Below are 26,604 nucleotides of genomic sequence, written 5' to 3'. Positions count from 1 at the left end.
CTGGCGGGATGTGATTGGTCCGCGATATCCTGCCGCCGTGCTCCGCTCCGTCGCCCTCGTCGCCCTGCCCGGTCTCGCCCCGTTCGAGTTCGGGGTCGTCTGCGAGGTGTTCGGCATCGACCGCACCGCCCAGGGCGGACCCGCGTTCGACCTGCGCATCGTGACGACGGATCCCGGGCCGGTCACTACGAGCCTGGGCTTCGACATGATCGTCGAGGGCGATCTCTCCGGCGCGGAGGACGCGGACCTCCTCGCGATCCCGGCCCTCCCCCGCGGTCCGGTGGACGAGCGCGTGCTCGACCTGCTCCGGCGGGCGCACGCCCGGGGCGCGTGGATCCTCAGCGTCTGCAGCGGGGCGTTCGTGCTCGCCCAGGCGGGGATCCTCGACGGTCGACGCGCCACGACGCACTGGATGCACACCGACGAGCTCGCCGAGCGGTTCCCGTCGGTCCGGGTCGACCCCGACGTCCTCTTCGTGCAGGAGGGGCGCATCGTGACCAGCGCCGGCACCGCCGCGGGGATCGACGCCTGCCTGCACATCGTGCGGGAGGAGTGGGGCGCCGGTGCCGCCAACGTGGTCGCCCGCAGGATGGTCGTGCCGCCGCAACGGCACGGAGGCCAGGCGCAGTACATCCGAACGCCGATCCCGGAGGCCCGGGCGGACTCGTTCGCGGAGGTCACCGAGTGGATGCTCGACAACCTCGACCAGGAGCTCGCCGTCGAGACCCTCGCCCGCCGCGCCCTGATGTCGCCGCGCACCTTCGCGCGGCGTTTCCGCGCCGACCTCGGCACCACTCCGCTCGCCTGGCTCAACCGCCAGCGCCTGCTGCGCGCGCAGCAGCTGCTCGAGGAGACCGATCTCACCCTCGAGACGATCGCGGGACGCGTCGGGTTCGGCACGGCGGCCGTGATGCGCCACCACTTCGTGCGCGTGCTGCAGACGACGCCCGCGGCCTACCGCCGCACGTTCGCCTGTGCCGAAGCGTCCTGATCCTGCGGACGGAGGGCTACTGCGTGGCCACGAAGAGCGTCCCGCGGCCGCTCACCGAGAGCGTCCCCTCGGACGGCGTGACGAAGACGCTGCCTCCGCGCTCGAGACGCGTCCGGCCCTCCGCACCCTCGAGGACGAAGGATCCCGCGGTGGCGATCGCGATCGCCGGACCGTGCAGCTCCAGCTCCACCGCGTCGTCCGACACCGGCTCCACGACCGCGAGCACGAAGTCCGGCACGTCCGGTCGGTAGATGCGGACGCCGGGCGCGACCTCGTGAGCCGGCAGGTAGGGCACCGGCAGCGGCGAGAACTCGAGCACATCGACGAGCTCGGGCACGTCGATGTGCTTGGGCGTCAGCCCGCCGCGCAGCACGTTGTCGGACGCCGCCATCAGCTCGACTCCGGTGCCGTGGAGGTACGCGTGGATGTTGCCCGCGGGAAGGTAGAGCACCTCTCCGCGCGCGAGCCGCACCCGGTTCAGCAGGAGCGACAGCACGATGCCCGGATCTCCCGGGTAGCTCTCGGCGAGGTCGGCGACGGTGCGGGTCTCGAGGCGGTCGTCCCCGTCGGCGGCGCCCACGACGGCGTCGATCAGAGCCGACACCTCGCGGCGGTCCCCGTCGCCGAGCAGCCACGACACGGCGCGGCGGAGCACCTGCTCGGCGTCGCCGTCGAGAGTCGCGGCGAAGGTGCGGATGACGGCGGCCTGCTGCTCGGCGGCGCGCTGGGAGAGCTCCTCGAGCAGCGCCTGGGCCTGGGCGGGATCGCGGAAGCCGCACAGCGCGTCGAAGCTCTCGGTGAGCGCGTAGATCAGCTCGGGCTTGTGGAACGGGTCCTTGTAGTTCCGGTCCGCCGCGTCGCGCGGGATCCCGGCCTCGTCCTCCTCGACGAAGCGGCGGCGCGCGGTCTCGGCCGACGGATGCGCCTGCAGCGAGAGCGGGCCGCCCGCGGCGAGGATCTTGAGCAGGAACGGCAGGCGGGGAGCACCGGAGACCGGGTCGGTCGAGCCGTGCGATCCGGCGAGCGCCGCCTCCGGCTCCCGCGCGATCCAGTCCGCGAGGGTGTCCGCGCCGACCGACGCGGGGTCGAGGATGCGGGAGGGCGATCCGGGGTGCGCCCCGAGCCACAGCTCCGCCTCCGGACCGCCCGACGCCGGGGTGCCGAGTGCGTCCGAGATGCCGGTGAGGGACCCCCAGGCGTAGTCGCGGGGGGTGTTGCCGATCGGGATGAACACGGGCCGGGCCTTTCCGTCCGGGGAGCAGGGAAGGAGCCGCGCGCGTACCGGGGCCTGCCGGGGCCGCTCCGCCCCGACGCTAGCAGGATCCACAACGACGACCGCCGGTAGCGGAGCCTCCCTTGGCGCTCCCCTCCACCGTTCGTGCCGTCAGGGACCCGCGTTCGTACGCTGGCATCAGCCGCGCCGCCGCCGCTTAACCAGTGGGGGCGGTCCGGCTCGAACCAGGGAGCGACGGAGCACATGGACAACACGATCTTCGAGACGCTGGCAGCCGATTTCTACGGCTTCGCCGGCGGTCTCTCCCCCGCCGAGAAAGATCTCCTGGTGGGCCTCCGCGCCTTCCTCGAGGAGCAGGTGCGCCCGATCGCCGACGACTACTGGGAGCGCGCCGAGTTCCCGCGCCACCTCGTGCCGGGGATCCACGCGACGGGCGCCGTCGGGCTCTCGTGGCCCGGGACGCGCGCGATCGAGAACTCGGCCGTGTTCCGCGGCTGGGTCGCTCTCGAGCTCGGCAGGGTCGACGCGGGCATCGCCACCTACGTGGGCGTGCAGAACGGACTCGTCATGGGCACGGTCGGCGTGACCGGATCGGACGAGCAGCGCGCCGAATGGCTGCCCAAGCTCGCCTCCGGCGAGGTCATCGGCGCCTTCGGGCTGACCGAGCCCCACTCCGGCTCGGACTCGGCCCAGGGGCTGCGGACGACGGCGCGCCGAGACGGCGACGACTGGATCCTCGACGGGGAGAAGCGCTGGATCGGCAACGCGACCTTCAGCGACGTCACCGTGATCTGGGCCAAGGACGCGGAAGACGGGCAGGTCAAGGGCTTCCTGGTGCCCACCACGACTCCGGGGTACCGCGCCACGGCGATCGCCCGCAAGCAGAGCCTGCGCACCATCCAGAACGCCGACATCGTCCTCGAGGGGGTGCGCGTGCCGGAGTCGCTCCGCCTGCAGAACGCGAACTCCTTCCGCGACACCGCGAAGGTCCTCCGCCTCACCCGCGCCGAAGTGGCCTGGCAGGCGATCGGAGTCGCCATCGGCGCCTACGACGCAGCCCTGCGGTACGCCCGCGAGCGCGTCCAGTTCGGCAAGCCCCTCGTCGGCCACCAGCTCGTGCAGGACCTCCTCGTCAAGAGCATCGGCAACATCACCGCGAGCATCGCCCTGGCGACCCGGGTGTCCGAGATGCTCGACGCCGGCGAGCAGCGCGACGAGCACTCCGCCCTCGCGAAGGCCTACACGACGGCGCGCATGCGCGAGACCGTGGCGTGGTGCCGGGAGGTGATGGGCGGCAACGGCATCGTCCTCGACTACGGGGTCGCCCGCTTCTTCGCCGACGCGGAGGCCCTGTACTCCTACGAGGGCACGCGCGAGATGAACACCCTGATCGTCGGCCGCGCGATCACCGGCACGGCGGCGTTCGTCTGAGCCGGAGCGCCGCGACCGCTCTCTAGACTGATCGCCATGCCCCGACGCGTCGCGCCCTCCGCTCCCCGAGCGCTCGCGGTCGCGATCCTCACGGTGCTGATCTCGGGCCAGGCGCTGCGCAACCTCGCCGGCTGGTGGGGGTGGGGCCTGGTCGTCGGAACGCTCCTGATCGCCGCCGTGGTGCTCGTCGTGCGCGAGCGGCCGCGGCTGCTCTGGAGCCGGACTCCCAAATCGCTCCTGGCCTTCCTCGCCCTGGTCGTCCTGTCGCTCCTCTGGACGGCGTACCCCGGCGCGAGTGCGATCGGCGTCACCGCGCAGCTCGCGACGACCTTCGGAGGCGTCGTCCTCGGTCTGACCCTGGGCGCCGGCGCCTTCGTGACGGCCCTCGGACGGGCACTGCGCATCACGGTCGGCCTCTCGCTCCTGTTCGAGCTCGTCGTGGCGGTCGTCGTGCGGCAGAGCGTGCTGCCGCTGGTGATCGACCTGCCCGCATCAGGTCCGATCCCCGACGCGTTCTACTGGTCGCAGGCGGCGCTGTTCACCGGCGAGCCGATCCAGGGCATCGTCGGCAACCGCAATCTGCTCGGCTTCGCCGCGCTGCTGGGCCTCGTCGTCGTCTTGATCGAGCTCGCCGCGCGCACGGTCGGCCGCCGCTGGGGCGTGCTCTGGGCGCTCGTCTTCGCCGGGACGCTGCTGCTGACCCGCTCCTCGACCGTGCTGCTCTGCCTCGTCGCCGTCGCGCTCGCCGCCGCCTTCGCGCTCTGGGCGCGCCGCCGCGGCGAGGACGGGCGGCGACCGGTCTACGTGACCGCCGCGGCCGTCGGCGCCGTGCTGGTCGTCGGAGTCGCGTCGGGCTGGGGTGCGCTGCTCGCCCTCCTGGGCAAGAGCGAGGACGCCACCGGGCGCCTCGACATCTGGAGCGCCGTCTGGGACCTCGCCGCCCAGCGCCCCGTGCTCGGGTGGGGATGGGTCAGCTACTGGGCCCCGTGGGCCGCTCCGTTCGACACGCTCGCCGAGCGCAAGGGCGTCCTCTACCTCCAGGCCCACAACGCCGCGCTCGACGTCTGGTTCCAGCTCGGAGTCGTGGGGCTCGTGCTCTTCGCCGCCCTCACCGTCTCGACGCTCTGGCGCTCCTGGTTCCGCGCCGTCGATCGGCCCCGCCGCAGCGCCACGGCAGCGCTGCCCTACTCCGCGCTCTCGCTGGCCCCGCTGCTGATCGTGGTCGCCCTGCTCGCGCAGTCCCTCGCCGAGAGCCGCCTGCTGATCGAGAGCGGCTGGCTCCTGCTCACGGCCCTCGCCGTCCTGACGAAGCAGCCCGCGAACGAGGCGGAGGAGGCCCTGTCGGCCGAGCGCGTCGCCGTCGCGGGCGAGCGTCCGGGGCGATGACGGACCGGCGGCCCTCCGCTCTCCCGCCGTACCTCTCGGACGCGGTGGCGTCCCCCCGGTTCGCCGCCGCCCTCGCGCAGTCGACCCTCGTCGTCGTCCTGTGCGCCCCCGCGGTGCGCGGCATGATCGGCTGGCCCGGGTACATCGCCGGCATCGCCACGCTCACGGTCCTCGCCGCGGCGATGCTCGTGCTGCGCCGGGGCACCCTCGACTGGGAGGGGCTCCTGCCGACGAGCATCCTGGTGTTCCTGGGCTGGATCGCGTTGAGCGTGCTCTGGAGCGGCTACCAGTGGGCGACCGTCTCGAGCGTCGCCTATCAGCTCGCGCTCGCGTTCCTGGCCATCGCGATCGGAGTGACGCGCGACATCATCCAGATCATCCGCTCGGTCGGGGACGTGCTGCGCTTCGTGCTCGCGGCGTCGATCGCCGTCGAGGTGGTCGCGGGCGTGCTCATCGATCGTCCCCTGCGCTTCCTTGGCATCGAGGGGCAGCTCGAGGTGGGAGGCCCGATCCAGGGACTGGTGGGCACGCGCAATCAGCTCGGCCTGGTCTGCCTGCTCGCGATCGTGACCTTCGCGGTCGAGCTGATGACCCGCTCCGTCGCCCGCGGCCCGGCGATCGCGTCGCTCGTTCTGGCCGGCGCCACGCTGCTCTTCACCCGCTCGGCGGTCAGCGCCGGGGTGCTGGTGGTCGCGGCCGTCGTCGCGCTCGCCCTGCGCTGGGTGCGCCGGGGCGACAGCGAGCACCGGCGCACCCGGCAGTACGTCACGCTGAGCGTCGCCGTCGGCGCGGCACTCGCCGCGTGGATCTTCCGCTCGCGGATCATCGAGCTGCTCAACGCCGGCAGCGAGTTCGAGTTCCGCCTCACGCTCTGGCAGCAGGTCGGACGCTTCGTCGACCTCGCCCCGCTGATCGGCTGGGGCTGGGTGGGCTACTGGCGCACGGAGCTGTACCCGTTCACCGCGATCGACTTCCTCTCGGGGCGGCCGCACTCCTCCAGCCTGAACGCCCTGTTCGACCTCGCCCTGCAGGTCGGCGTCGTCGGAGCCGTGCTCTTCACGGCGCTCGTCGGCCTCGCGCTCTGGCGCTCCTGGCTGATCGCCTCCGAGCGCAAGGCCGTCGTGCACGTGTGGCCCGTGATGGTCCTGACCGTGCTCGTCGTCACCGCTCTCGCCGAGAGCTCGATCCTGCTGGACGCGGGCTGGCTCCTCGTCGTGGTGTGCGCGATGCGCGCGGCGCAGGGCCTCAGCTGGCGCCGCCTGCTCCGCCCGCGCGACTGACCCGGCGGCGGGCCACGGAGCGGAGCACCTCGAGGTGCTCGGCTCGGCAGCTCTCCCAGTCGAACTCCGCCGCTCGGGCGATGCCGAGCGGCGCGAGCTCCTCCCGACGCGCGATCGCCTCGACGATGCCGTCGGCGATGGAGCGGGGGTCGAGCGGATCGACGTACACCGCCGCGTCGCCGCAGATCTCGGGCAGCGACCCGGCGTCGGCGGCCGCGACCGGGCAGCCGGACGCCATGGCCTCGATCGGAGGGAGGCCGAAGCCCTCGTAGAGGCTCGGGAAGGCGAGGACCGCCGCCCGTCGGTACAGCTCCGCGAGCTCCTCCGGAGCGACGTGGCCGCGCCACTCGACGAACTCGGGCAGCTCGCCCAGCCGGTCCAGGTCGCCTCCGGTCAGCACGAGGCGCAGGTCGTGGCCATCGGCGCGGAGCAGCCGCATCGCCTCGAAGAGCCGGGCGTGGTTCTTGTGCGGCCACGCCCGGGCCGGGAAGAAGACGAAGTCCTCCCGCTCCCCCGTGTTCGGACGGAAGCGGGAGGTGTCCACTCCGAGGTGCGAGACGTGGATCCGCTCCGCCGGGATCCCGAGGAGCTCGACGATCCGCCCCTTGGTGAACTCGCTGATCGTGATCACCGCGTCCGCGCGACGCGCGGTCGACTCGTAGGCGACCCGGCGGAACATGCGCTCCACGCGCGGGAAGAGCTCGGGCAGGTCGCGGTGCTGCAGGTCGAACAGCATCTGGACGTGCCCCTGGCGCCTCGACGGCCACGGCAGCGGCACGGTGAAGGGGAAGTACAGGGTCTCGTCGCGCGCGAGCCTGCGGCGCAGGCGAGCGGTCCGGAGCAGCGCCTGCAGCATGCCGATCGCCCGCCGGCGGTGCCCCGCGCCGCTGACGACGCCGTCGGCGACGAGCTCCGCGACGCCCTCGCTGAACCCGCGCGCGTTCTCGGGCACGAGGACCTGCACGCGCAGATCCTCCTCCCCAGCCCGAGGCACGAGGAGGCGCGTCAGAGCACGGGCGTAGGTCTCGCCTCCCCCCATCCCGCCGGGGTCGACGGTGAGGACGGCGAGCGTCACGGGGAGCTGGTCGGGCATGGCGTCCAATCGGTGTCTCGACCGGCCAGGATAGCCGCGCTCGGCCCCGCCCCGCCGGTGCCGATCCGGACCTCCCCGAGGCCCGTGGGTAGTATGTAGCCCGCTGTCATCGACCCACGACGAAACGGACCACCACGTGCCCCGCGCTTTGATCACCGGAATCACCGGCCAGGACGGCCTCTACCTCGCCGAGCTGCTGCTCTCGAAGGGCTACGAGGTCTTCGGCCTGGTCCGCGGGCAGAACAACCCGAAGTACGAGCTCGTGCGCCGCGTCGTCCCGGAGGTGACGCTCCTCACCGGTGACCTCACCGACGTCTCGAGCCTCGTCCGCGTGCTCGCCGTCGCCCAGCCCGACGAGGTCTACAACCTCGGTGCGATCTCGTTCGTCGCCTACTCGTGGGAGAACGCGTCGCTGACCTCCGACGTCACCGGCAAGGGCGTGCTCAACATCCTCGAGGCGACCCGCCTCTACGCCGGCGACGACATGTCGCGCGTGAAGTTCTACCAGGCCTCCTCCTCCGAGATGTTCGGCAAGGTGCAGCAGGTGCCGCAGCGCGAGGAGACCCTGCTCTGGCCGCGCTCGCCCTACGGCGTCGCGAAGGTCTTCGGTCACTACATGACCATCAACTACCGCGAGTCCTACGGCATGCACGCCTCGTCGGGCATCCTCTTCAACCACGAGTCGCCCCGCCGCGGCCCCGAGTTCGTGACGCGCAAGATCAGCCTCGCCGTCGCCCGCATCAAGCTCGGCCTGCAGGAGACCCTGGAGCTCGGCAACCTCGACGCGAAGCGCGACTGGGGCTTCGCCGGCGACTACGTCGACGCGATGTGGCGCATGCTGCAGCAGCCCGAGGGCGACGACTACGTGGTCGCGACCGGCGAGACCCACGAGATCCGCGAGTACCTCGACATCGCCTTCAACCACGTCGGCATCGAGGACTGGACCCCGTACGTCACGCAGAACCCCGCGTTCATGCGCCCGGCCGAGGTCGATCTGCTCATCGGCGACCCGGCGAAGGCGCGCGACGTCCTCGGCTGGGAGCCCAAGGTCTCCTTCCCCGAGCTGGTCGCGATGATGGTCGAGAACGACCTGGTCGAGCAGACCGCGCTGATCAGGTAGTCGTGCCCTCCGCTCTCGTCACCGGGGCGAGCGGCCAGGACGGGGGCTACCTCGTCGAGCGCCTGCTCGAGGACGGCTGGGACGTCTCCGCGCTCGTGCGCGGGGACGACTCCGCACTCTCTTCGGCCGTCCGGCCCTTCGAGGGGGACCTCCGTGACGCCACCGGCCTCGGCCGCATCGTCGCGGAGGCGGCGCCGGACACGGTCTTCCACCTCGCCGGGCTCTCCTCCGTCGCGCTGTCCTGGCAGGAGCCCGTGCTCACCGCCGAGGTCACCGGCACCGCCGTCGCCGCGCTGCTCGAGGCGTCCCTCTCGCTCCAGGAGTCGAGCGGGCGCCCGGTGCGCTTCGTGCAGGCGTCGTCGTCCGAGATCTTCGGAGCCGCGACCGAGAACCCGCAGACGGAGTCGACCCCGATCCGCCCGGTATCGCCGTACGGTGCCGCCAAGGCGTTCGCCCACCTCCTGGTCGGCGTGTACCGCGGACGCGGCCTGCACGCCTCCTCCGGGATCCTCTACAACCACGAGTCGCCCCGCCGCCCCGACGCCTTCGTGACGCGGAAGATCACCGCCGGCGTCGCGGCGATCGCCGTCGGGGCCGCGAGCGAGCTGTCGCTCGGCAACCTCGACGTCCGTCGCGACTGGGGCTGGGCCCCGGACTACGTCGACGCGCTCGTGCGGGCGTCCCGCGCCGACGAGGCGGGCGACTACGTCGTCGCGACCGGAGTCTCGCACTCCGTCCGCGAGTTCGTCGCCGCCGCGTTCGCCGCGGCCGGCATCGCCGACTGGGAGCACCTCGTCGTCCTCGATCCGCGCTTCGCCCGGCCCGTGGACGCCCCGGAGATGCGCGGCGACGCCTCGCGCGCCCGCTCCGTCCTCGGCTGGGAGCCGACGGTGGCTTTCGAGGAGATCGTCGCGCGGATGGTCGCGCACGATCTCGACCTCGCCCGACGCGCCGTCTGAGCCGCCGGCCCGCCGTCTCCCGGGTCGTGGAGCGGACGGAACGTACAATGATCCAGCTGCCGTGACGGCAGTGCTATGGCTGGGAGACCGATGAGCAGCAAGAAGTCGACGATCACGCGAGCGGCGGACCGCGTCGACGCGATCGCCCAGGAGCCCTTCCATCGCAGCGGCACGCAGCCGGGCGGTGGGAAGGCCGGCGGCTTCGTCGCGGCGCTGATCGACATCCTCCGCCACCGCGAGCTCCTCCGGCTGCTCGTCAACCGCGAGCTCAAGCAGCGGTACAAGGACTCGAGTCTCGGCTTCCTCTGGACGCTGATCCGCCCGCTCGTGATGCTCGCGATCTACTACATCGCGATCGGCCAGTTCCTCTCGGCGGCGCGCAACGTGCCGGAGTTCGCCATCTTCGTGTTCTCGGGCCTCACGATCTGGGGGCTCTTCGCCGAGATCGTCAGCAGCGGAACGGTCTCGATCCTCAGCAACGGCGGGCTGATCAAGAAGGTCTACCTGCCGCGCGAGATCTTCCCGGTCGCCACGATCGGCTCCGCCCTGTTCAACTTCGCCGTCCAGTTCCTGGTCCTCATCGTCGGGGCGATCCTCCTCGGCGGGATCGACGTCAACTGGAACCTCCTCTACATCCCGGCGGCCATCGCGGTCGTGCTGATCTACGGCCTCGCACTGGCCCTCGCGCTGTCGGCGCTCAACGTCTACCTCCGCGACGTGCAGTTCCTCGTCGAGGTCGGCATCCAGATCTTCTTCTGGCTCTCGCCGATCGTCTACGCCTGGGCCTTCGTGGTCGAGTCCGTCCCCGGCTGGGTCGCCCAGCTCTACCTGCTGAACCCGATGACGAACGCCGTGCTGGCGTTCCAGCGCGCCATCTGGTCGGCCGGATCACAGACGGTGAACCTCGGCACGGAGGACGCGCCGATCATCGTCGGGCCGCAGCCGTGGCCCGGTCACTTGGAGCTCCGCCTCCTGCTCATCTTCCTCGTCGGGGTCGTGCTGGTGTGGATCGCCCACCGCATCTTCCGCCGCCTCGAGGGCAACTTCGCTCAGGAGATCTGATCCCATGACACTCGAATCAGAGGTGTCCGTCCCCGACTCCGCGACGATGCCCACCATCATCCGCGTGCAGAACGCGTCCAAGCGCTTCGTCATCCGCAAGGACAAGAGCATCAAGGAGCGGATCGTCAACTTCGGGCGCGGCCGCCAGCACCGCGACGACTTCTGGGCGCTGAAGGACATCGACCTCGAGATCCCGCTGGGCTCGACGGTCGGTCTGATCGGCGCCAACGGGTCCGGCAAGAGCACGCTGCTGAAGCTCATCGGCGGCATCATCCAGCCGACCACCGGCACGGTCGAGCGCCGCGGCCGCCTGGCCGCCCTGCTCGAGCTCGGAGCGGGCTTCCACCCCGACCTCACGGGTCGAGAGAACGTGTTCCTCAACGGGGCGATCCTGGGGCTGTCCCGCAAGGAGCTCGAGGACAAGTTCGACTCCATCGTCGACTTCTCCGAGATCGCCGACTTCATCGACACCCAGGTGAAGTTCTACTCCTCGGGCATGTACGTGCGGCTCGCCTTCGCGATCGCGATCCACACCGATCCCGATCTCCTCCTGGTCGACGAGGTCCTGGCCGTCGGCGACGAGCCGTTCCAGCGCAAGTGCATGGATCGCATCCGCGCCTTCCAGCGCGCCGGCAAGACCATCGTCCTCGTCACGCACTCCCTCGAGCAGGTCGGCGAGCTGTGCGACCGGACCGTCGTGCTCGAGCACGGGAACGTGATCTACGACGGCGAGACCGCCCGCGGTCTCGAGGTGCTGCGCAACGGCTTCGAATCCTCGCGCCAGGAGCGCGTGGAGCGCGAGACCGCCGAGGCCATCGTCGAGGCGGAGGAGACGGGCGAGGAGCCCGAGCAGATCCAGCCCGCCGAGATCGTGAGCATCGAACTCGACGGCGGCACCCTCGAGGAGGGCAACCGCACCCTGCGCCCCGGCGACGACCTCCGCGTCTCGGTGACGCTGCGACCCCTGAGCAGCACCCCCCTCGAGAACTGGTTCGTCGGGATGGGCGTGGACACCCCCATGGGGCAGATCGTCTTCGGCACCAACACGATGCGCCTGGGCTTCGAGCACCCGCCGCTGACCGAGCAGACGACGATCGTCTTCGACCTGCCCGACATCCGCTTCGGCGGCGGCACCTACGCCGTGCACGCCTCCGCGTCCACCCTCGGCAACGGCGAGTTCACCCGCGTGCCGGTCGGCGCGCGGTTCACGGTCGAGCGCAGCGACAAGCGGGTCGGCCTCGTGAGCGTCGCCGCCACCGCGACGGTCGGCGGAGTCACGCGGGCGTGAGCCGTCCCGTCCGCCTCCGCGTCGATGCCACTCCGCTCGCCGCGACGGCGATGACGGGCGTCGGGCACGTCCTCCTCGAGACGGTCCGCGCGCTCACCGACGAGCGCTTCGCGGACCGGATCCAGCTGAGCCTGTTCGCTCCGCTGTCCGAGCGGGCGGCGGTGCGACGTGCGGTCCCGGCCGGCGTCCGCGTCGTCGGAGTCCCGCTCCCCCGCCGCCTGTTCGGACTGCTGACCCGGACGCCCGTCCCGATCGACCTCCTGATCGGAGGCGGCGTGTACTTCTTCCCCAACTTCCGCAACTGGCGGACGCTGAGCCCCTCGATCACGTTCCTCCACGACGTCTGCTTCGCCGCGGAGCCGGCACTGGTGCCCGAGGAGCGGAGGCGGTTCCTCACCGCCCACGTCGCCGGCTGGCTCCGTCGCACGAGCCTCGTCGCGACCGGGACGCCCTCGGCCGCCCGCGAGATCGAGCAGCTCCTCGGGGTCGGCGCCGAGCGCCTCCGGGTCCTCCCCACGACCGTCGACTCCGCCGTCTTCCGGCCGCGCTCGCGGGAGGAGACGGCCGCGGTCGCCGGAGCGCTCGGCGTCGAGCGGTACGTGCTCTTCGTCGGCGCCCGCGAGCCGCGCAAGAACCTGCCGCACCTGATCCGCTCCTACGCCGCAGCGGAGCGGCCCGAGGGCCACTCGCTGCTGCTCGTCGGTGCGACCGGATGGGACGACGACGAGATCGTCGAGGCGGTCGAGAGCGCGACCCGGGCCGGTGCCGACGTCCGCGTCGTCGCGCAGCCGGTCTCGGACGAGATGCTCCCCGCCCTGATCTCCGGTGCGGATGCGCTGGCGCTCGTCTCGCACCACGAGGGCTTCGGGCTGCCCGCGCTGGAGGCCGTCGCGTCCGGCACTCCGGTGATCGCATCGGACATCCCCGGCATCCACGACGCGCTCGCGGGCCACGAGGACGCCGCCGTGTTCGTCGGCCCCGGCGACCGGGACGCACTGGTCCGCGCCCTGGAGGACGTGATGCGCCGATCGCGGCGAGTGGATCCCGGCGCGATCCGTCCGTGGACCGACGCCGCGGAGGCCCTGGTGACGGCCGCGGAGCAGCTCGAGCGATCGCGTTAGCGGGCGGTCGGAGGACCGCCCGCCGGGGCGCTCAGCGGGCGTCCGTGGCGACGAACTCCCACAGCTCGGCGGCGTACTCCGCCCACGAGGAGTTGTCGCGACGCGACGCCTCCCCGCGCAGGCGTTCGAGCAGCGCGTCGTCGGTCAGGAGCTCGCGCATGCCCCGGGCGATGTCGTGGTCGTCCCGGGAGTCGACCGTGACGGCGCCGCCCTGCGAGGCGATCTCGGCCATGCTCCCGTACCGGGCGGTGAGCACCGGGGTGCCGACCGCCAGCGACTCGGCGACCGGCAGGCCGAACCCCTCGTTGAGCGACGGGAAGACCGTGAAGCGGGCGAGCCGGTAGGCGCTCCACAGGAGCTCGTCGGTGATCGCCGAGAACGAGGCGACCTCGCGCCCCTCGATCCGGAGCCGCTCCAGCTGGGCGTCGAAGCCCTCGCTGTTCCACGCGTTGCCGCCGATGAAGACCAGGCTGAACTCGTGGCCCTCCCGCCACAGCAGCTCGGCCGCGTGCAGCACCGCGAGGTGGTTCTTGCGCGGCTCGTGGCTGCCGACGCAGACCACCAGCGGGAGGTCCCCGGTGACCAGCTCCGCCGAGGCCCGGGCGAGGGAGGCGTCGTCGACGCTGCCCGCCTCGGACGGGAGGAGGATCCGCTGGATGTCGGGCCCCTTCCGGCCGACTCCGGCCAGCATCTCGCGCCAGCCGCGGTACTCGACGGCGGCCGCCTCCGAGATCGTCGCGACGCGGTCCATGTGGCTCACCGCGACGAGCGTCCGCGAGAACGCGGCGCTCATCCCGATGTGGGCCGTCTCGGCGGTCGTCAGCGGGACGCAGTCGAAGCCGATCGTCGACGTGCGGTTGCCGCTGAACTCGGCGAGTGCGGCGATGCGGGACGTGCGCTCGTCCTCGGTCGCCAGCTCCGGCAGCACGTAGCGCGAGCGCCAGGGCACCAGGATGTCGCTGCTGGGGTCGGCCTTCGCGTCGGGAACGGTGCCGTAGAGCGCGTTGCGCCGCAGCGGCGGGTCGAGCTCGCGGAGGGTGCGGTCGGCGCCGTCCCAGCCGACGAGCACCATCTGGTGCTCCTTCGACCACTCGGCGATGGACTTGCGGACCACGCGCTGGATGCCGGTCGCGAGACCGGTCCGGGCGGTGTGGTGGACGTCGACGACGACCGCCGCGGTCACGACGCGCACACGCGGCATCTGCAGTCGGTTGAGGATGAAACCGTTGGCCCGCTCGCGCAGCAGCGAGCGCAGCAGAGCCCGCGCGCCGTCGAGCCGCACCAGCCGCACGGCGTCGATGACCTCGTCCCGGACGGGCAGGGAGCCGGTGACGACGGAGAGGGTCAGCCAGATCTCCTCGGTGGACGGCGCCTCGAGGACGCCGGCGAGCTGACGGACCAGACCGTCGAGCTCGGCCTCGGGGGCGAGCTCGGGCGCGAGAGTCTCGAGGAGCACGCTCAGGCGGTCGACCGCCACGGACTTACGCACGGCTGACCGCCTTCTCCTCGTCGGCGCCCACCAGGACGCCCCACAGCTCCTCGGCGTAGTCGTCCCAGGTGCGGCGGGGCCGCGCGAGGGCCTCCGCACGCAGCTGCGCGATCTTCTCGTCCGACTGCAGCAGCTCGCGCATGGCCGCGTGGATCGCATCGTCGTCACCGGGATCGACCGTCACGCAGCCTCCGTCGGCGGCGATCTCGGCCAGCGAGCCGATGCTCGAGGTGAGAGCGGGGACACCGAGGGCGAGCGCCTCCGCGACCGGCAGGCCGTAGCCCTCGTGGGTCGACGGGAAGACGAGGAACCGGGCGTTCTCGTACGAGGACACGAGCTTCTCGTCGCTCGCACCGCGCCAGAGCTCGACGCTGCGGCCGGCCTGCTGGGCCTCGCGGATCCGCACGTCGAAGACCCGGGTCGACCAGTCGTTCCCGTTGCCGATGAAGCGGAGCGTGAACACCAGTCCCTCCCGCCAGAGGCGCTCGGCCGCGTGCAGGACGGCGAGGTGGTTCTTGCGCGGCTCCGTGCTGCCCACGGCGAGCACGAGCGGACCGACGGTCGAGGGCGCCAGCGAGGCGTCGACCAGGTTGGGACGATCGACGGGCAGGGCGACGGTGTCGACCTGCGGACCGGTGAGCCCCTGTGCCGGGAGGGCGTCGACGAACCCGCGGAACTCGTCCGAGGCGGACTCGCTGATGCCGGCGACGCTGCTCGCGTGCTTCACCACCGACAGGTAGTTGACGAAGCGCGCCGTCTCGATGCCGGGCACCGTGTCGGCGCTGACCACCGGGATCGCGTCGTAGCCGATGAGCCCCACCCGGTTGCCCGAGTAGGCGGCGAGCGAGGCGTACGGTGCGCACAGGTTCAGCCCGGGCACCTCGGGGATCAGGACCGTCGACCGGAACGGCACGACGAAGCGGACGACCTCGGGGTCGCCGTCGCGCCACGGCTCGGAGCGGATGTTCTCGTAGTCGATGACCCGCGAGAGCTCGATGTCGCTGAGTCGCCGCATGGCCATCGAGCCGTTGACCCAGGCGATCGGAGTGACGTCGTGGTGGCCGTGCCACCGGCGCATCGTGTTGCGCACGACCCGCTGGATCCCGGTCTGGTGAGCGTGACGGGCGCAGAAGTCGACGTCGGCGATCACCGCGTCGGTGACGATCTCGAGGCGCGAGCCGAGGTCGGCGTAGCCGGTGGAGGCCCGGGCGCCGGCCGACAGGAAGACCCGGAGGGCCTCGTGCGGCTCGCAGAGCTCGAGCGAACGGCGGAACCAGAGGAAGAAGTGCTCGACCGGGAAGACCGCGAGGAAGGAGGTGAGCGCCAGCCAGGTCAGGTCGTCGGACGCGCGCTCCTTCGTGCGTCGGGCGATCGCGTCCAGCATCGGACCGGGACCTCGGCCCGCGAGGGCCTCGATCTCGTCGGTCTCCAGGAGGAAGGGCGCGAGCTGCTCGAGGCGCTCGAGGAGGAGTGCGCGGCGCAGAGGCGCGTCGAGGTCCTCGGCGCTCATCCGCGACGCCCGAAGCGGCGCTGCGCGTACCGGACGGAGTGCCCGACCGCACCGCGGAGTCCGAGCTGCGACGCGCGGATCTGGAAGAGGCGGACCGCCCGCAGGGGCTTGGTGACGCGCCACGACAGGGTCTGCTCGAACGGGGCGGACGCCACGACTCCACCGACGTGCATGTGCTTCAGCCACGCGTCGAGGGGATCGTTCAGGAGGGCGTCGCGCTCGGCGCGCAGCTCCTCGAGGGTCTCGACCCGCGGGCTGCGCGGTGCGGCGACCGTCTCGGCGACGTCCCCCGCGGATCCTGCTTCTGACTTCTCGTCGCCCGCTCGAAGGCGCGGGTCACCGCTCACGTCTGTCACCCCGACAGTGTACTCGGAGCCGCGCACGGGCTCGGGGAGCGCGCCGCCGGGCTCAGATCGGTCGGCGGATCGGAGCGGTGTCGTTCACGGCCGACGCGTCGTCCTCGAAGAGCGCCGCGGCCGCGATCTCGGCTTCGCGCGACTCGACGACTCCGCCCGAGCGGTGGTGCCCGAAGACCCAGTACCGGTAGAGGACGAAGCGGAATCCGGTCGCGAGTGCGAGGCCGATCACGTTCGCCGAGATGTTGTCCGCGACGAGGTTGTCGAAGCCGAGGACGTAGTGGGAGATGTAGAGGGGCAGGAGGTTGACCGCCATGCCCGCCACGGCGACGGTGCTGAACTCGGCGAGCTCGCGGACGTAGTTCGCCCGACGGTGCTCCCGGAACGTCCAGTACCGGTTCCCGACCCAGGTGACGACGGTCGCAGCGGCCACCGCGACGACCTTCGCTCCGAGCGGACCCGAGAGGAGGTGGTCGCCGCTGAGGCGCAGCAGGTTGAAGACCGCGACGTCGACGATCAGCCCGAGGAACCCGACCACGCCGAACTTCAGGGCGTAGGCGATCAGGCTCCGGTAGGCCGCCCTCAGGCGCCCCGGACGAGCAGCTCCGCGTTCCTCGGCTCCTCCCACGTCAGGCGGCGGAACTCTGAGGCGGGCGGGTGCGCGAACCCTCGCGCAGACGGATCCTGGCGAGGATCCAGAGCGCCTCGAAGCCGTCCTTGACGGTGATCTTCTTGCCCTCCTCGCGCGTGCGCGCCTTGTAGCTGATCGGCACCTCGTAGGGGCGGTGTCCCCGGGCCAGCAGCTTCGCGGTCACCTCCGCCTCCATGCCGAAGCCCTTCTCCTTGATGCCGAGCGAGCGGTAGAGCTCCAGCGGCATGAGCTTGAAGCAGGTCTCGACGTCCGAGACGTAGGCGTTGAAGAGGATGTTCGTGACGAGGTTCACGCCCTTGTTCCCGATGACGTACCAGTACGAGAACGACGTGTGCGAGCCGAAGGTGCGGCTGCCGTAGACGAGCTGCGCCTCGCCGTCGAGCACCGGCTGCAGCAGCGTCGGGATCTCGCTCGGGCGGTACTCCTCGTCGGCGTCGCAGATGATGACGTAGTCACCGGTCGCCTCCTGGACCGCACGGCTGATCGCCGCGCCCTTGCCCTGGTTGACGCGCTGGTGGAACACGCGGATCCGCGGGTCCTCGAGCGCGTCGAGGATCTCCTTCGTGCGATCGACGCTGCCGTCGTTCACGATCACGAACTCGATCTCGACCCCCTCCTGGAACCGGATCGCGAGGACGCGGTCGACGGCCTTCTGGAGGGTCGCCTGCTCGTTGTAGACGGGCATCAGGATGGACAGCTTCACGGGTCGGTGCTCTCTCTACTTCGCGGCGAGGACGTCGGTCGACGCGAACCACTCGATGGTCCGCGCGAGTCCGTCCTCGACCGGGATGCTCGGCTGCCAGCCGAGGATCTCGCGGGCCTTGCTGATGTCGGGCTTGCGCCGCTCGGGGTCGTCGATCGGACGGGGTCCGTAGGAGATGCGGGAGTCGCTGCCGACGAGGGCGACGATGCGCAGGGCGATCTCGCCCAGCTCGAGCTCGTCGACCGATCCGATGTTGATCGGCCCGGGGTCGGCGGAGTCGGCCATCAGCAGGACGCCGGCGACGAGGTCGTCGACGTAGAGGAGGGAGCGGGTCTGCGTGCCGTCGCCGTGCATCGGGATCGAGGACCCGGCCATCGCGGCCTTCACGAACGCCGGCACCGCGCGGCCGTCGTCGATGTCCATGTGCGGCCCGTAGGTGTTGAAGATCCGGATCACGCCGGTGTCGACGCCGAAGTGGCGACGGTAGGCGAAGGTGATCGCCTCCGCGTACCGCTTCGCCTCGTCGTAGACGCTGCGCGGACCGTGCGGGTTCACGTTGCCCCAGTACTCCTCGTGCTGCGGGTGCACGTGCGGATCTCCGTAGACCTCGGACGTGGAGGAGAGGACGAAGCGCGCGCCGTCGCGCTTGGCCACCTCGAGCAGCGCCTCCGTCACCGAGGAGCCCGCGTGCAGCGTCTCGATCGGGTGCGCGAGGTAGCGCGGAGGCGACGCCGGCGAGGCGAAGTGCAGCACGACGTCGAAGGACCCGGGGATCGCCGCCGCGTTCACCGCGTCGTCCTCGACGAAGGTGAAGGCGGGGTGCGATCGGAACGGGTCGACGTTCCGGCCGGTCCCGGTGAGCAGGTTGTCGAGCACGACGACCGAGTGGCCGCGGCGCAGGATCTCGGCGGTGAGGTTCGACCCGAGGAATCCGGCACCCCCCGCGACGAGGAATCGTCTGCTCATGGTGCTCCAGCCTTCCGGTCCGCTCCTCGCCGGTGCGAGAACCGGACGACTTTAGCACGCGCTCTCACCGTGGAGACGGCGCCGGGCGGCGGCTCGCCGCGGCGGATGGTCTAGGGTGGTGGCCGCCCGGAGGGGCTGCCCGCAGGCCGCCGGGAGCCGCTCGCAGGGCGGGAGGATCGGATGTCACTGCTCGTCGCACCGGAGAAGGACCTCGCCCGGTCTCGAGCGGGACGGCGTTCGGGCGGCATCGCGTTCCTGGGCCTGTTCGCGGCCGGGCTCGTGGTGCGGATCGCCTACGTGCTCTCGGCGGCGCACCAGCTCGACTCCGACCACGCCGTCGTCTACCTGATGGCGAAGCACGCGCTCGAGGGCGAGTTCAGCCCGTTCTTCTGGGGCCAGAGCTACGGGGGCTCCCTCCTCTCGCTCTCGGTCGCGGGAGTGATGGCGGTCGTCGGGACCGCTCCCGTGGTCATGCCCGTGGTGTCGGTGCTCTGGATGGCGGGAGCGGCGCTCCTCCTGCGCATGATCGTCGCGCGCAGCGTGGGCTCGGTGGCGGGGAACGTCGCAGGGATCCTGTTCTGGTTCCCCGGGCTCGACATCCTCGTGGGCAGCACTCGCGACCCCGGCTTCTACTCCACGTCCCTCGTCATCGGCCTCGGCGTCGTCGCGATCGCGGTGTCGGCCCGCCGCCCGCAGCACATCCTCCGGTGGATCGGCGCGGGCCTGCTCTGCGGACTCGCTCTCTGGACCTCGCCCATGGCGCTCGCGTTCGCCGCGCCGGGTGCGGTCGGGCTCCTCCTGCGCGGCGGGCTGCGCCCGCTCAACTGGCTCACCGCGGCGGTGGCGGCCGCGATCGGCGCCTCGCCCTGGCTCGTCGCGGCCGCGTCGGCCCCCGTCACCCGTCCGGCCGGTGCCGCGACGGGGATCCACTGGGAGAGCTTCGCCACCGTCTTCACGAAACTGCTTCCCGCGGCGTTCACCCCGGCCGCGGGTCCCCTCATCTCGCAGGTCATCGCCGCCCTCGCCGTCCTCGCGATCCTCGCGATGGGCCTGGTCGGCGCGATCCGCCGTCGCGGCGGGGTCGTCATGCTCGCGGTGGCCACCGTGCTGGTCGTGGGCGTCCTCGTCTACGGCTCGGGAGTCGAGCTCCAGGCCGACTCACGGCGCTACGCCGTGTTCCTCGCCCCGGCTCTCGCCGCCGCCCTCGGCTGGGCCGTCTCGTGGTTCCGTCCGGCGGCCTGGGTCGCGATGCTGGCCGCTCCTGCGATCACCGTCGCTCTCGTCGTGCAGGCGACCGGCGGCTTCCAGTGGCAGAGCTCGCGCTTCGACCCGCGGTTGACGGAGGTCGGCACCGCACTGCAGGAGCGCGGGCTCGAGCACGTCTACGCGAGCTACTGGATCTCGTACGCGCTGTCGGCCGCGACCGAGGAGGACGTCACGGCGGCCGCCCTCGTGAACCGCCGGTACACCGCCTACGAGACCGCCGCGGCCGAGGCGGACCCGCTGGCGTTCGTCGTCAACGCCGACCAGGCGAACGACGTGCTGCTCGCGGGCCTCGCCGAGCAGTACGGAGGCTCGCGCTCCGAGCTGGACGGCTATGCGATCTGGACCTTCACCACGCCGTTCGATGTCTACGCCCAGGGGTGGCAGATCGTCTGAGCTCCCTCGGCACCGCCCCGTCCTCTCCCTCACACTAGGAGCACATGCAGACCACGACCCCCGCCCCGCCCGCCGAGCGACCGGCAGCCCGAAGCCGCTCCTCCTGGCGGCTCGTCGGCACGGAGGTGGCGCTCGCACTCCTCGCCGGACTCGTCAGCGCGGCTCTCGCCGTGCTCGCCTGGCGGATCTCGCCGTCCGACCTGGGACTGCGCTGGGCGACCGGGGGCGCGGACCAGATCCTGCACTACTCGATCTTCACGAGCGCTGCGCAGGTGTTCCCGTTCCTCCCGAACGAGGAGCTGGGGTTCCCCGCTGCGCAGAACCTGTTCTTCGCTCCGCTCTTCGACCCCTGGTCGGCCGTCCTGGTCTCCGGTCTGGCCCTCGTGCTGCCGGACGGCGTCTGGGCGCTCAACGTCTACAACCTCCTGGCCTTCGTCGGCACGGGAGCGACCGCCTACCTCTTCTTCCGGGGGCTGCGGCTGCACCGGGCGACCTCCGTGGTCGTCGCGGTCGTCTTCGCCGTGCTGCCGTACCACTTCGTCCAGCTCGCGCTCGGCCACCCGTTCCTCGCGAACTACTGGGCCGTGCCGCTCCTCGGTCTCCTCGTCCTGGTCGTCGCGGGGGGACGCGCGGATCCGTTCGCGGAGTGGATCGACTCGGCGGGGAGCCGGCGCCTGCGCCTGGCCCGGCGGCTCGTCCCCCTGCTGCTGCTCTGCTGGGCGACCGCTTTCACGCAGTCGTACTACTTCGTCTTCGCCGCCCTCGTGGTCGGTGCCGTCTGGTTCGTCCGCCTCGTCGTCGCCGCGGCGACCCGGACGTGGCGGTCGATGCTGTGGCCGACGGTCACCGTCGGCGTGCTGCTCGCCTCGATCGGTGCGCAGCTGGCGGTCCTCTCCCTCGACCTCGACGAGCGGTTCGCGAAGTACTTCGCCGGACGCACCCCGCAGGAATCGGAGTTCTACGGCGGGAAGATCATGGATCTGCTGCTCCCGGCGCGGTCCAGCGGCTTCGCGCCGCTCTCCTCCCTCTCGAACGACTACGCCGGGACGACCGGGATCCTGCAGACCTCCGAGAGCGCGAGCACCGCGCTCGTCGTCTCGGTCGCCTACGTGGTGATCGTCGTGGTCGTGCTCGCGCGGCTGCTCGCTCCGCGTCGGAACCCCGACACGGCCGAGGACGCTCCCGGTCTCCTCGCCGACGAGCGCGTCGGCGCGCTGTCGACCGCGTTCGTCGTCGCCCTGCTCTTCTTCACGACTGCGGGTCTGGGAGCGCTGCTCGCCTACTACGCCTCCCCGGAGATCCGTGCGTGGTCGAGGTTCTCGATCGTGCTCGCCCTCCTCGCGCTCGGCGTCGCCGCGATGGCGTTCGAGGCGGTGGTGCGCCGGACCGCCGTCCGCGCCGTGGTGCTGGGGCTCGTCGCCGTCGTCGCGGTCGTCGACCAGCTCGGCGGAGTCGACGCCGCCCTGCCGATCGACGCCGTGCCCGACACCGCCCTCCGCGAGTTCGCGGCCGAGGTCGACGACGCCCTTCCCGTGGACTGCGGGATCGTTCAGCTGCCGCTGAAGGACTTCCCCGAGACCGGAGCGATCGGCGCGATGGGCGACTACGACGAGAGCCTCCCCTACATCTACAGCTCTCGCGACGACCTGCGCTGGAGCTACGGAGCGGTGGTCGGCACGCGCAGCGCCGAGGGCTGGAACGACGCGACGACCCCCGCCGCCTTCCGCGACGAGGTGGACGAGTCCGGGGCCTGCGCGGTCCTGGTCGACACGGCCGCCTACACGGAGGACGTCGGCGCCTGGCGGTCCCTCGTCGACGCGGTGGCCGAGGCGGACGATCCCGCACTGGACTCGACGGACGGCCGGTACGAGCTCTTCCTGCTCGAATGAGCGGCGATCAGCGCGGCACCGCGAAGACGAGCCAGCGCCCCGAGGTCGACGACGCGATCGGGACGAGTGATCCGCTCGCCGCCAGGACGTCCTCCTGCCACGCGCCCGCCTGGTCGGTGTAGCCGGCCGTGTCGACGTAGATCGCGCACGCGCCGCTCGACTCGACGGCGGCGGCGAACTCCCCCGGGGTCGCGGCGCCGCCGAACACCTCGAAGCCCGTGGTCCCGCGGATCGAACCGTAGCTCCACTCCAGCTGTCCGTCCTCCGTGTAGAGGTAGGGCAGCGCCTCGTCGTAGTCGGCCATCGCGCCGATCCGGCCGCTGTCGGGGAAGCTCTTGATCGGCAGCTGCACCACGCCGCAGCCGTCCGGCAGCGCCTCCTCGACCTCGTCGACGAGGGCCGTCATCTCGACGTCCTCCGTCGGCTGCAGCGGCACGAAGCGCGCCACTCCGGCGAGCTGATCCGCGATCACGACGACGATCACGGCCGCGACGACGACCGGTCGCAGGATCCGGCCCCGGAGGCGCACGAGGATCACGGCGACGGCCCCCAGCGCGAAGAGCACGAGGACGATCGACAGACGCGACCAGGCTCTCAGGGTCGTCGTGGCGAAGACCGCGATCGCCATGCCGAGACCGGTGATCACGTAGAAGAGGAGCGTCCACAGGGCCGCCATCGCCATCACGCGGATGCGCTCGTCCGACACCAGCCGGCCGAACGCCGTCGCTCGCAGTGCCCGGCCGCCCGCGAGTCCCACCAGGGGCAGAGCGAGGAGAAGGACGCACAGGCCGGCGATCCCGATCACCGGCATGCCGGGCGGCTCGGTCGCCTCGGCCACCGCCGTCGCGTTCTCGTACATGTTGGTCAGAGCGCCGATCTTCGGGAGCTCCGTACCCTGCCAGGGCAGGAACAGCGTCAGGATCTTGCCGGCGAAGGTCTCGGACTCGCCCGGCCCCCGGCTCTCGAAGTAGCGCGCCGTCCGCTCGCCGTAGCCGGCGCCGAGCAGGAGCAGCTCGACCCCGACCAGCCCCGCCAGGGCGAGAAGGGGCAGAACCCGCAGGAGCGCCTCCCGGACCCGCGCCCTGCTCGCGAGAGCGGCGAGCGCGCCGAGGAGCCACACTCCTCCGAGCACGAGCAGGCTGAAGACGTAGTAGTACCCGCCCGAGCTCGCGATCAGGAGCGGCAGCACCAGCACCGGCACCGCGCCGCGGAGCAGTCGCGCACGCCGACTCGTCCCGCGCGCGATCCAGGCGCGGAAGGGATCCGTCCGCTCGCCGGCCACCGTCAGCACCAGGATCCCGAGCAGCGGGATCGCCCAGTAGTTGGCGAGGAACGCGTGCCCTGCTCCGAGCCGGAGGAAGTGGTACGGAGCGAGGCTGAAGACCACGGCGATGAGCGCGGCCGTCCAGGGCGGCGTGCGCAGGGCTCGGAAGAACGCGTACCCGGTGAGGGCGACGAGCGCGAAGGTGAGGAGGTGGAAGACGTTCAGCAGCACGAAGCCGTCGCGGATCACGAGGGCCAGCGCGGACGCGATCAGCGCTGACGCGACGTCGAACTGGGTGGTGAAGAACGCGTTGAAGCCGTCCGGGAAGCCGAGGGCGCTGTTCTCGGCGAACGGGAAGCTCTGCGTCGCACTGCGGAAGAGCAGGTAGTGCAGGATCTGGTCGTCGCCGCCCGCCTGCCAGCGCTCCGACAAGCCATCGGGCGTCACCCGGAGCGCGAGGGCCGCGGCGACGGTGCTGACCACCGCGGCGACGACGGCCCAGCCGAGTTCGGGCAGGAGCCGGCTCCGACGCGCGGTGCGCTCAGAAGCCATGCTCGGACCTCTCGACGGCCAGGCTCGACGCGATCCGCTCGTTGAGCGCGTCCTCGCCCGCGGTCCCGGCGTAGTCGTAGACGTCGAAGGTCGGGCACGCGGTCACCGCGCGCGGCTCGCCGAGGTGCGCGAGCGCGAGCGCCGCCCAGTCCGGGTCCCGGTCGGCGAGGACATAGCTGAAGGTCGTGTCCTGGTACGCCGCGGCGTTGTTCATCCAGAGCTGGACGCTGAAGTCGAAGTTCACCTGCTGCACGTCCACCTCCTCGCCTCCGTAGAGCTCGAGGGCGCGGGTGGTCCAGAAGGACCCGACCCCCGAGAGGTCGCGTCCGTCCAGCCAGTCCTCGAGGCAGGCGCGTTCCGGAGTGCTCCCGGCCGTCGCCGCCGCCGCGGTCACGGGAGGCAGCGCGACGACGGCCGGGACGGCGACCGCCAGGACGACCAGGGCTGCACGCACCCGGCTCGCCACTCGGGACCGGGCCCGACCCTCCCGGAACGCTCGCGCCGGCCGCAGTCCGGCGAGCGGGAGCACCATCAGCACCGGGAACACCGCGAGGGGCAGCAGGTAGCGGCTGACGAGGCTCCCCGTGATGATGAGGCCGAGCAGGAGGGAGGCCGCGGCGACGAGGACGAACGTCGAGATCACGACGCTGGAGTCGCGGACGGCGAGAGTCCGCTCCGGCCGCACCTGCGTGGCGAGCGCGACCAGCAGGACGGCCGCCGCCGAGAGCAGGAGGAGGCCGACGACGAGGATCTCGAGCTTGCCGGAGGGCGCGGCGCCGACCTCGCGCATCTGGAGGAGGAAGCCGTCGACGGCCGTTCCCGCCCGCTCGAGATGGAGGTAGGTCGAGGCGTCGACGGCGACGAACCGGATGAGGAGGCCCCGCGCCGCCATCCCGGCCCCGGCGGAGACGACGAGGACCGCCGACAGCAGAGCGGCGACGCGCCAGGCCATCCGGCGGAGCACGAGCACGACCAGCAGCGTGGCGACGGCCGGAGCCGTGAACTGCAGTGCGAAGAGCGGGTTGGACAGCGTCGTCGCCGCCGAGACGACGGCGGCGCCGAGGAGCGGGAGGACGAGCGCGCGCGGACGGCGGGTGCGTGCCGGATCGAAGCCGCCGGTCGCCTGCCCCAGCAGAGCGAGCACGAGGACTGCCGAGAGGACGACGCCCGAGTAGTAGGTCGTGAAGAGGATGCCGCTCGCGAAGGCGCCGCCGTTGATCAGCCCGCGCCCCTCGGTCGCGACGAGCAGCAGGACGATCCCGGTCGCGACGACGGCCGCGGCGACCCGGCGGAGGGGTCGCTCCCCGGCGAGGACGGTCGCTGCCAGCCAGCGCAGCGCCAGGTAGAGCACGGCTATGTTGACGAACGCGCTCACCACGAGCGACGCCGCCGATCCTCCGCCGGCCAGGACGAGCCCGACGAGGTAGAGCGGCAGCTCCGGGAACAGGAGCAGCTGGCTCGTCATGACCCACTGCATCGGCTCGCCGCGCTGCACCGACTGCACCAGCAGCGGAAGGGCGAGCGAATCCCCCTCCGAGAGCAGGTACGTCCACCACGGCGTCCCGGCGAGCCGCTGGAGGACGAGGAGCGTGGCCGCGAGGACGAGCAGGAGCCCCGCGCTCTCGCGGCCGATCGCCGTCCAGATCCTGCGAGTCCGAGGAGCGGGCTGCGTGGTCATCGCCCTCGGCTCCGTCCGAACCGGATCCGCAGCACCAGCAGGAGGTTCCGCAGGAGGGTGTTCCCCGGGATCTTCGAGGTGCCCTCCGTGCGGTCGAGGAACACGATCGGGATCTCGCGCATGCGCCGCGCCGCCGCCAGCGTGCGGTGCTTGAGAGCGATCTGGAAGCCGTACCCGGTGGCGTCGACCGTCTCGAACGAGATGCGGCGGAGCAGGTCCGCGCTGAAGAGGTTGTAGCCGCCCGTCCAGTCGGTGAGACGCCGTCCGAGGAGCAGACGGGTGTAGATGTTCCCGCCCCTGCTGAGGATCTTGCGGTCCAGCGTCCAGTCGGGGGTGCCCCCGCCCGGGATGTACCGCGACGCCACGACGAAGTCCGCGCCGTCGCGCACCTCGCGGAGGAAGTCGGCGATGTACGTCGGATCGTGCGAGAGGTCGGCGTCCATCTGCAGGATGTGGTCGGGGGCGTCGTCGCCGTCCAGGATCCGCCCGAACGCCCAGATGTACGCGGCGCCGAGACCCTCCTTGGTCGCGCGCTCCAGCACCTCGACCGTGAAGGTCGGCGTCGCGAGATCGGCGCCCAGAGCACGCGCCTTCGCGGCGGTGCCGTCCGGCGACGAGTCGTCCACGATGACCGAGCGGATCCGCGTGGCGGGCTCGGCCGCGGCGACCGCAGCGATGCGGCGCAGCAGCTCGCCGATGTTGTCGGCCTCGTTGTAGGTGGGAGTGACTATTGCGAGGGAGAGCATCTGTATCCGTTTTCGTTGCGGGAGCGCGCACCGTCCTGGGGTGGAAGCTGTGGAAGGCTACCAGCGCCGTCCTGATCCGCCGCCGGAACCGTGCCGCGCGCACCGCGATTCCCAGCCGGTCGCGCGCCCTCCGGGCGCGGTCCGCGGGCAGGACGCAGGCGTGTCGTATGCTGAC

The 26,604-nt window shown here is 71.7% G+C and carries 22 protein-coding genes; 11 read left to right on the top strand and 11 right to left on the bottom strand.

The genetic code is table 11. From position 1 onward, the window contains the following. Positions 1–37: 37 nt before the first annotated feature. Positions 38–991 (top strand): GlxA family transcriptional regulator, encoded by a 954-nt coding sequence (locus tag ASF46_RS05670; protein WP_056866725.1) that lies wholly within the window; start codon positions 38–40, stop codon positions 989–991. A 16-nt stretch (positions 992–1,007) separates the two neighbouring features. Here the strand turns inward: ASF46_RS05670 and manA are convergent, their stop codons facing one another. Further along, a complete protein-coding gene (manA, locus tag ASF46_RS05665; protein ID WP_056866724.1) occupies positions 1,008–2,225 on the bottom strand; it encodes a mannose-6-phosphate isomerase, class I in 1,218 nt (405 codons plus the stop codon). 243 nt (positions 2,226–2,468) lie between these two features. Between manA and ASF46_RS05660 the strand changes: the two genes are divergently transcribed. The 3 genes from ASF46_RS05660 to ASF46_RS05650 are packed head-to-tail and all read left to right on the top strand — an operon-like array spanning position 2,469 to position 6,322. Further along, a complete protein-coding gene (locus tag ASF46_RS05660) occupies positions 2,469–3,656 on the top strand; it encodes an acyl-CoA dehydrogenase family protein (RefSeq protein ID WP_056866723.1) in 1,188 nt (395 codons plus the stop codon). Between the two features lie 36 nt (positions 3,657–3,692). After that, the gene (locus ASF46_RS05655) at positions 3,693–5,042 is read left to right on the top strand and encodes an O-antigen ligase family protein (protein ID WP_082485268.1); all 1,350 of its coding nucleotides are present in this window, start codon (positions 3,693–3,695) and stop codon (positions 5,040–5,042) included. Then, positions 5,039–6,322, top strand: a complete 1,284-nt coding sequence (locus tag ASF46_RS05650) for an O-antigen ligase family protein (protein ID WP_056866722.1) — start codon at positions 5,039–5,041, stop codon at positions 6,320–6,322. The genes ASF46_RS05655 and ASF46_RS05650 overlap by 4 nt, the downstream gene beginning before the upstream one ends. On the opposite strand, the gene ASF46_RS05645 is transcribed toward ASF46_RS05650, so the two are convergent. Next, positions 6,288–7,415 (bottom strand): glycosyltransferase family 4 protein, encoded by a 1,128-nt coding sequence (locus ASF46_RS05645; RefSeq protein ID WP_056866721.1) that lies wholly within the window; start codon positions 7,413–7,415, stop codon positions 6,288–6,290. The two genes, ASF46_RS05650 and ASF46_RS05645, sit on opposite strands and share 35 nt — an antisense overlap. Before the next feature lie 136 nt (positions 7,416–7,551). Here ASF46_RS05645 and ASF46_RS05640 point away from each other — a divergent pair, with 136 nt between their 5' ends. The 5 genes from ASF46_RS05640 (at position 7,552) to ASF46_RS05620 (ending at position 12,965) form a co-directional block, all read left to right on the top strand. Next, positions 7,552–8,535, top strand: coding sequence for a GDP-mannose 4,6-dehydratase (locus ASF46_RS05640; RefSeq protein ID WP_055788154.1), 984 nt, complete (start codon positions 7,552–7,554; stop codon positions 8,533–8,535). A gap of 2 nt (positions 8,536–8,537) precedes the next feature. Then, positions 8,538–9,494 carry a GDP-mannose 4,6-dehydratase gene (locus ASF46_RS05635; RefSeq protein ID WP_056866720.1) on the top strand — a complete coding sequence of 319 codons (957 nt, stop codon included), beginning with the start codon at positions 8,538–8,540 and terminating at the stop codon, positions 9,492–9,494. A 90-nt stretch (positions 9,495–9,584) separates the two neighbouring features. Continuing rightward, a complete protein-coding gene (locus ASF46_RS05630; protein WP_056866719.1) occupies positions 9,585–10,556 on the top strand; it encodes an ABC transporter permease in 972 nt (323 codons plus the stop codon). A 4-nt stretch (positions 10,557–10,560) separates the two neighbouring features. Beyond that, positions 10,561–11,844, top strand: coding sequence for an ABC transporter ATP-binding protein (locus tag ASF46_RS05625; protein WP_235576859.1), 1,284 nt, complete (start codon positions 10,561–10,563; stop codon positions 11,842–11,844). Next, positions 11,841–12,965, top strand: coding sequence for a glycosyltransferase family 4 protein (locus tag ASF46_RS05620; RefSeq protein WP_056866718.1), 1,125 nt, complete (start codon positions 11,841–11,843; stop codon positions 12,963–12,965). The genes ASF46_RS05625 and ASF46_RS05620 overlap by 4 nt, the downstream gene beginning before the upstream one ends. 31 nt (positions 12,966–12,996) lie before the next feature. Here the strand turns inward: ASF46_RS05620 and ASF46_RS05615 are convergent, their stop codons facing one another. Genes ASF46_RS05615 through ASF46_RS05590 form a run of 6 tightly spaced genes read right to left on the bottom strand, consistent with a single transcriptional unit; the run spans position 12,997 to position 18,641 of the window. Next, a complete protein-coding gene (locus ASF46_RS05615) occupies positions 12,997–14,454 on the bottom strand; it encodes a glycosyltransferase (protein WP_162240163.1) in 1,458 nt (485 codons plus the stop codon). Then, a complete protein-coding gene (locus ASF46_RS05610) occupies positions 14,447–15,964 on the bottom strand; it encodes a glycosyltransferase family 4 protein (RefSeq protein WP_056866716.1) in 1,518 nt (505 codons plus the stop codon). The genes ASF46_RS05615 and ASF46_RS05610 overlap by 8 nt, the downstream gene beginning before the upstream one ends. Next, positions 15,961–16,320, bottom strand: coding sequence for a hypothetical protein (locus tag ASF46_RS05605; protein ID WP_157602243.1), 360 nt, complete (start codon positions 16,318–16,320; stop codon positions 15,961–15,963). Before ASF46_RS05605 ends, ASF46_RS05610 begins: the two co-directional genes overlap by 4 nt. 52 nt (positions 16,321–16,372) lie before the next feature. Beyond that, positions 16,373–16,948: a GtrA family protein gene (locus tag ASF46_RS05600; protein WP_082485267.1), complete on the bottom strand. Its 576-nt coding sequence runs from the start codon at positions 16,946–16,948 to the stop codon at positions 16,373–16,375. 1 nt (position 16,949) lies between these two features. After that, positions 16,950–17,675 carry a glycosyltransferase family 2 protein gene (locus ASF46_RS05595; RefSeq protein WP_056866714.1) on the bottom strand — a complete coding sequence of 242 codons (726 nt, stop codon included), beginning with the start codon at positions 17,673–17,675 and terminating at the stop codon, positions 16,950–16,952. 15 nt (positions 17,676–17,690) lie between these two features. Then, entirely contained in the window at positions 17,691–18,641 is a 951-nt protein-coding gene (locus tag ASF46_RS05590) for an NAD-dependent epimerase/dehydratase family protein (RefSeq protein WP_056866713.1), read from the bottom strand. 180 nt (positions 18,642–18,821) lie between these two features. Here ASF46_RS05590 and ASF46_RS05585 point away from each other — a divergent pair, with 180 nt between their 5' ends. Both ASF46_RS05585 and ASF46_RS05580 read left to right on the top strand, forming a co-directional pair. Further along, positions 18,822–20,300: a hypothetical protein gene (locus ASF46_RS05585; protein ID WP_056866712.1), complete on the top strand. Its 1,479-nt coding sequence runs from the start codon at positions 18,822–18,824 to the stop codon at positions 20,298–20,300. Between the two features lie 44 nt (positions 20,301–20,344). Then, on the top strand, positions 20,345–22,189 hold the full coding sequence (locus ASF46_RS05580) for a hypothetical protein (protein WP_056866711.1): 1,845 nt from the start codon (positions 20,345–20,347) through the stop codon (positions 22,187–22,189). A 7-nt stretch (positions 22,190–22,196) separates the two neighbouring features. Here the strand turns inward: ASF46_RS05580 and ASF46_RS05575 are convergent, their stop codons facing one another. The 3 genes from ASF46_RS05575 to ASF46_RS05565 are packed head-to-tail and all read right to left on the bottom strand — an operon-like array spanning position 22,197 to position 26,429. Beyond that, positions 22,197–24,005 carry a hypothetical protein gene (locus tag ASF46_RS05575; protein WP_056866710.1) on the bottom strand — a complete coding sequence of 603 codons (1,809 nt, stop codon included), beginning with the start codon at positions 24,003–24,005 and terminating at the stop codon, positions 22,197–22,199. Beyond that, positions 23,995–25,683, bottom strand: a complete 1,689-nt coding sequence (locus tag ASF46_RS05570) for a hypothetical protein (protein WP_056866709.1) — start codon at positions 25,681–25,683, stop codon at positions 23,995–23,997. Before ASF46_RS05570 ends, ASF46_RS05575 begins: the two co-directional genes overlap by 11 nt. Continuing rightward, positions 25,680–26,429: a polyprenol monophosphomannose synthase gene (locus ASF46_RS05565; protein WP_056866708.1), complete on the bottom strand. Its 750-nt coding sequence runs from the start codon at positions 26,427–26,429 to the stop codon at positions 25,680–25,682. The genes ASF46_RS05570 and ASF46_RS05565 overlap by 4 nt, the downstream gene beginning before the upstream one ends. Positions 26,430–26,604 lie beyond the last annotated feature (175 nt).

This window comes from Rathayibacter sp. Leaf296 (assembly GCF_001423045.1).
In the GTDB taxonomy this organism is placed as follows: Bacteria; Actinomycetota; Actinomycetes; order Actinomycetales; family Microbacteriaceae; genus Rathayibacter; species Rathayibacter caricis.
Note: the sequence above shows the minus strand (reverse complement) of the source record. Positions and strands in the feature narration are given on the sequence as shown.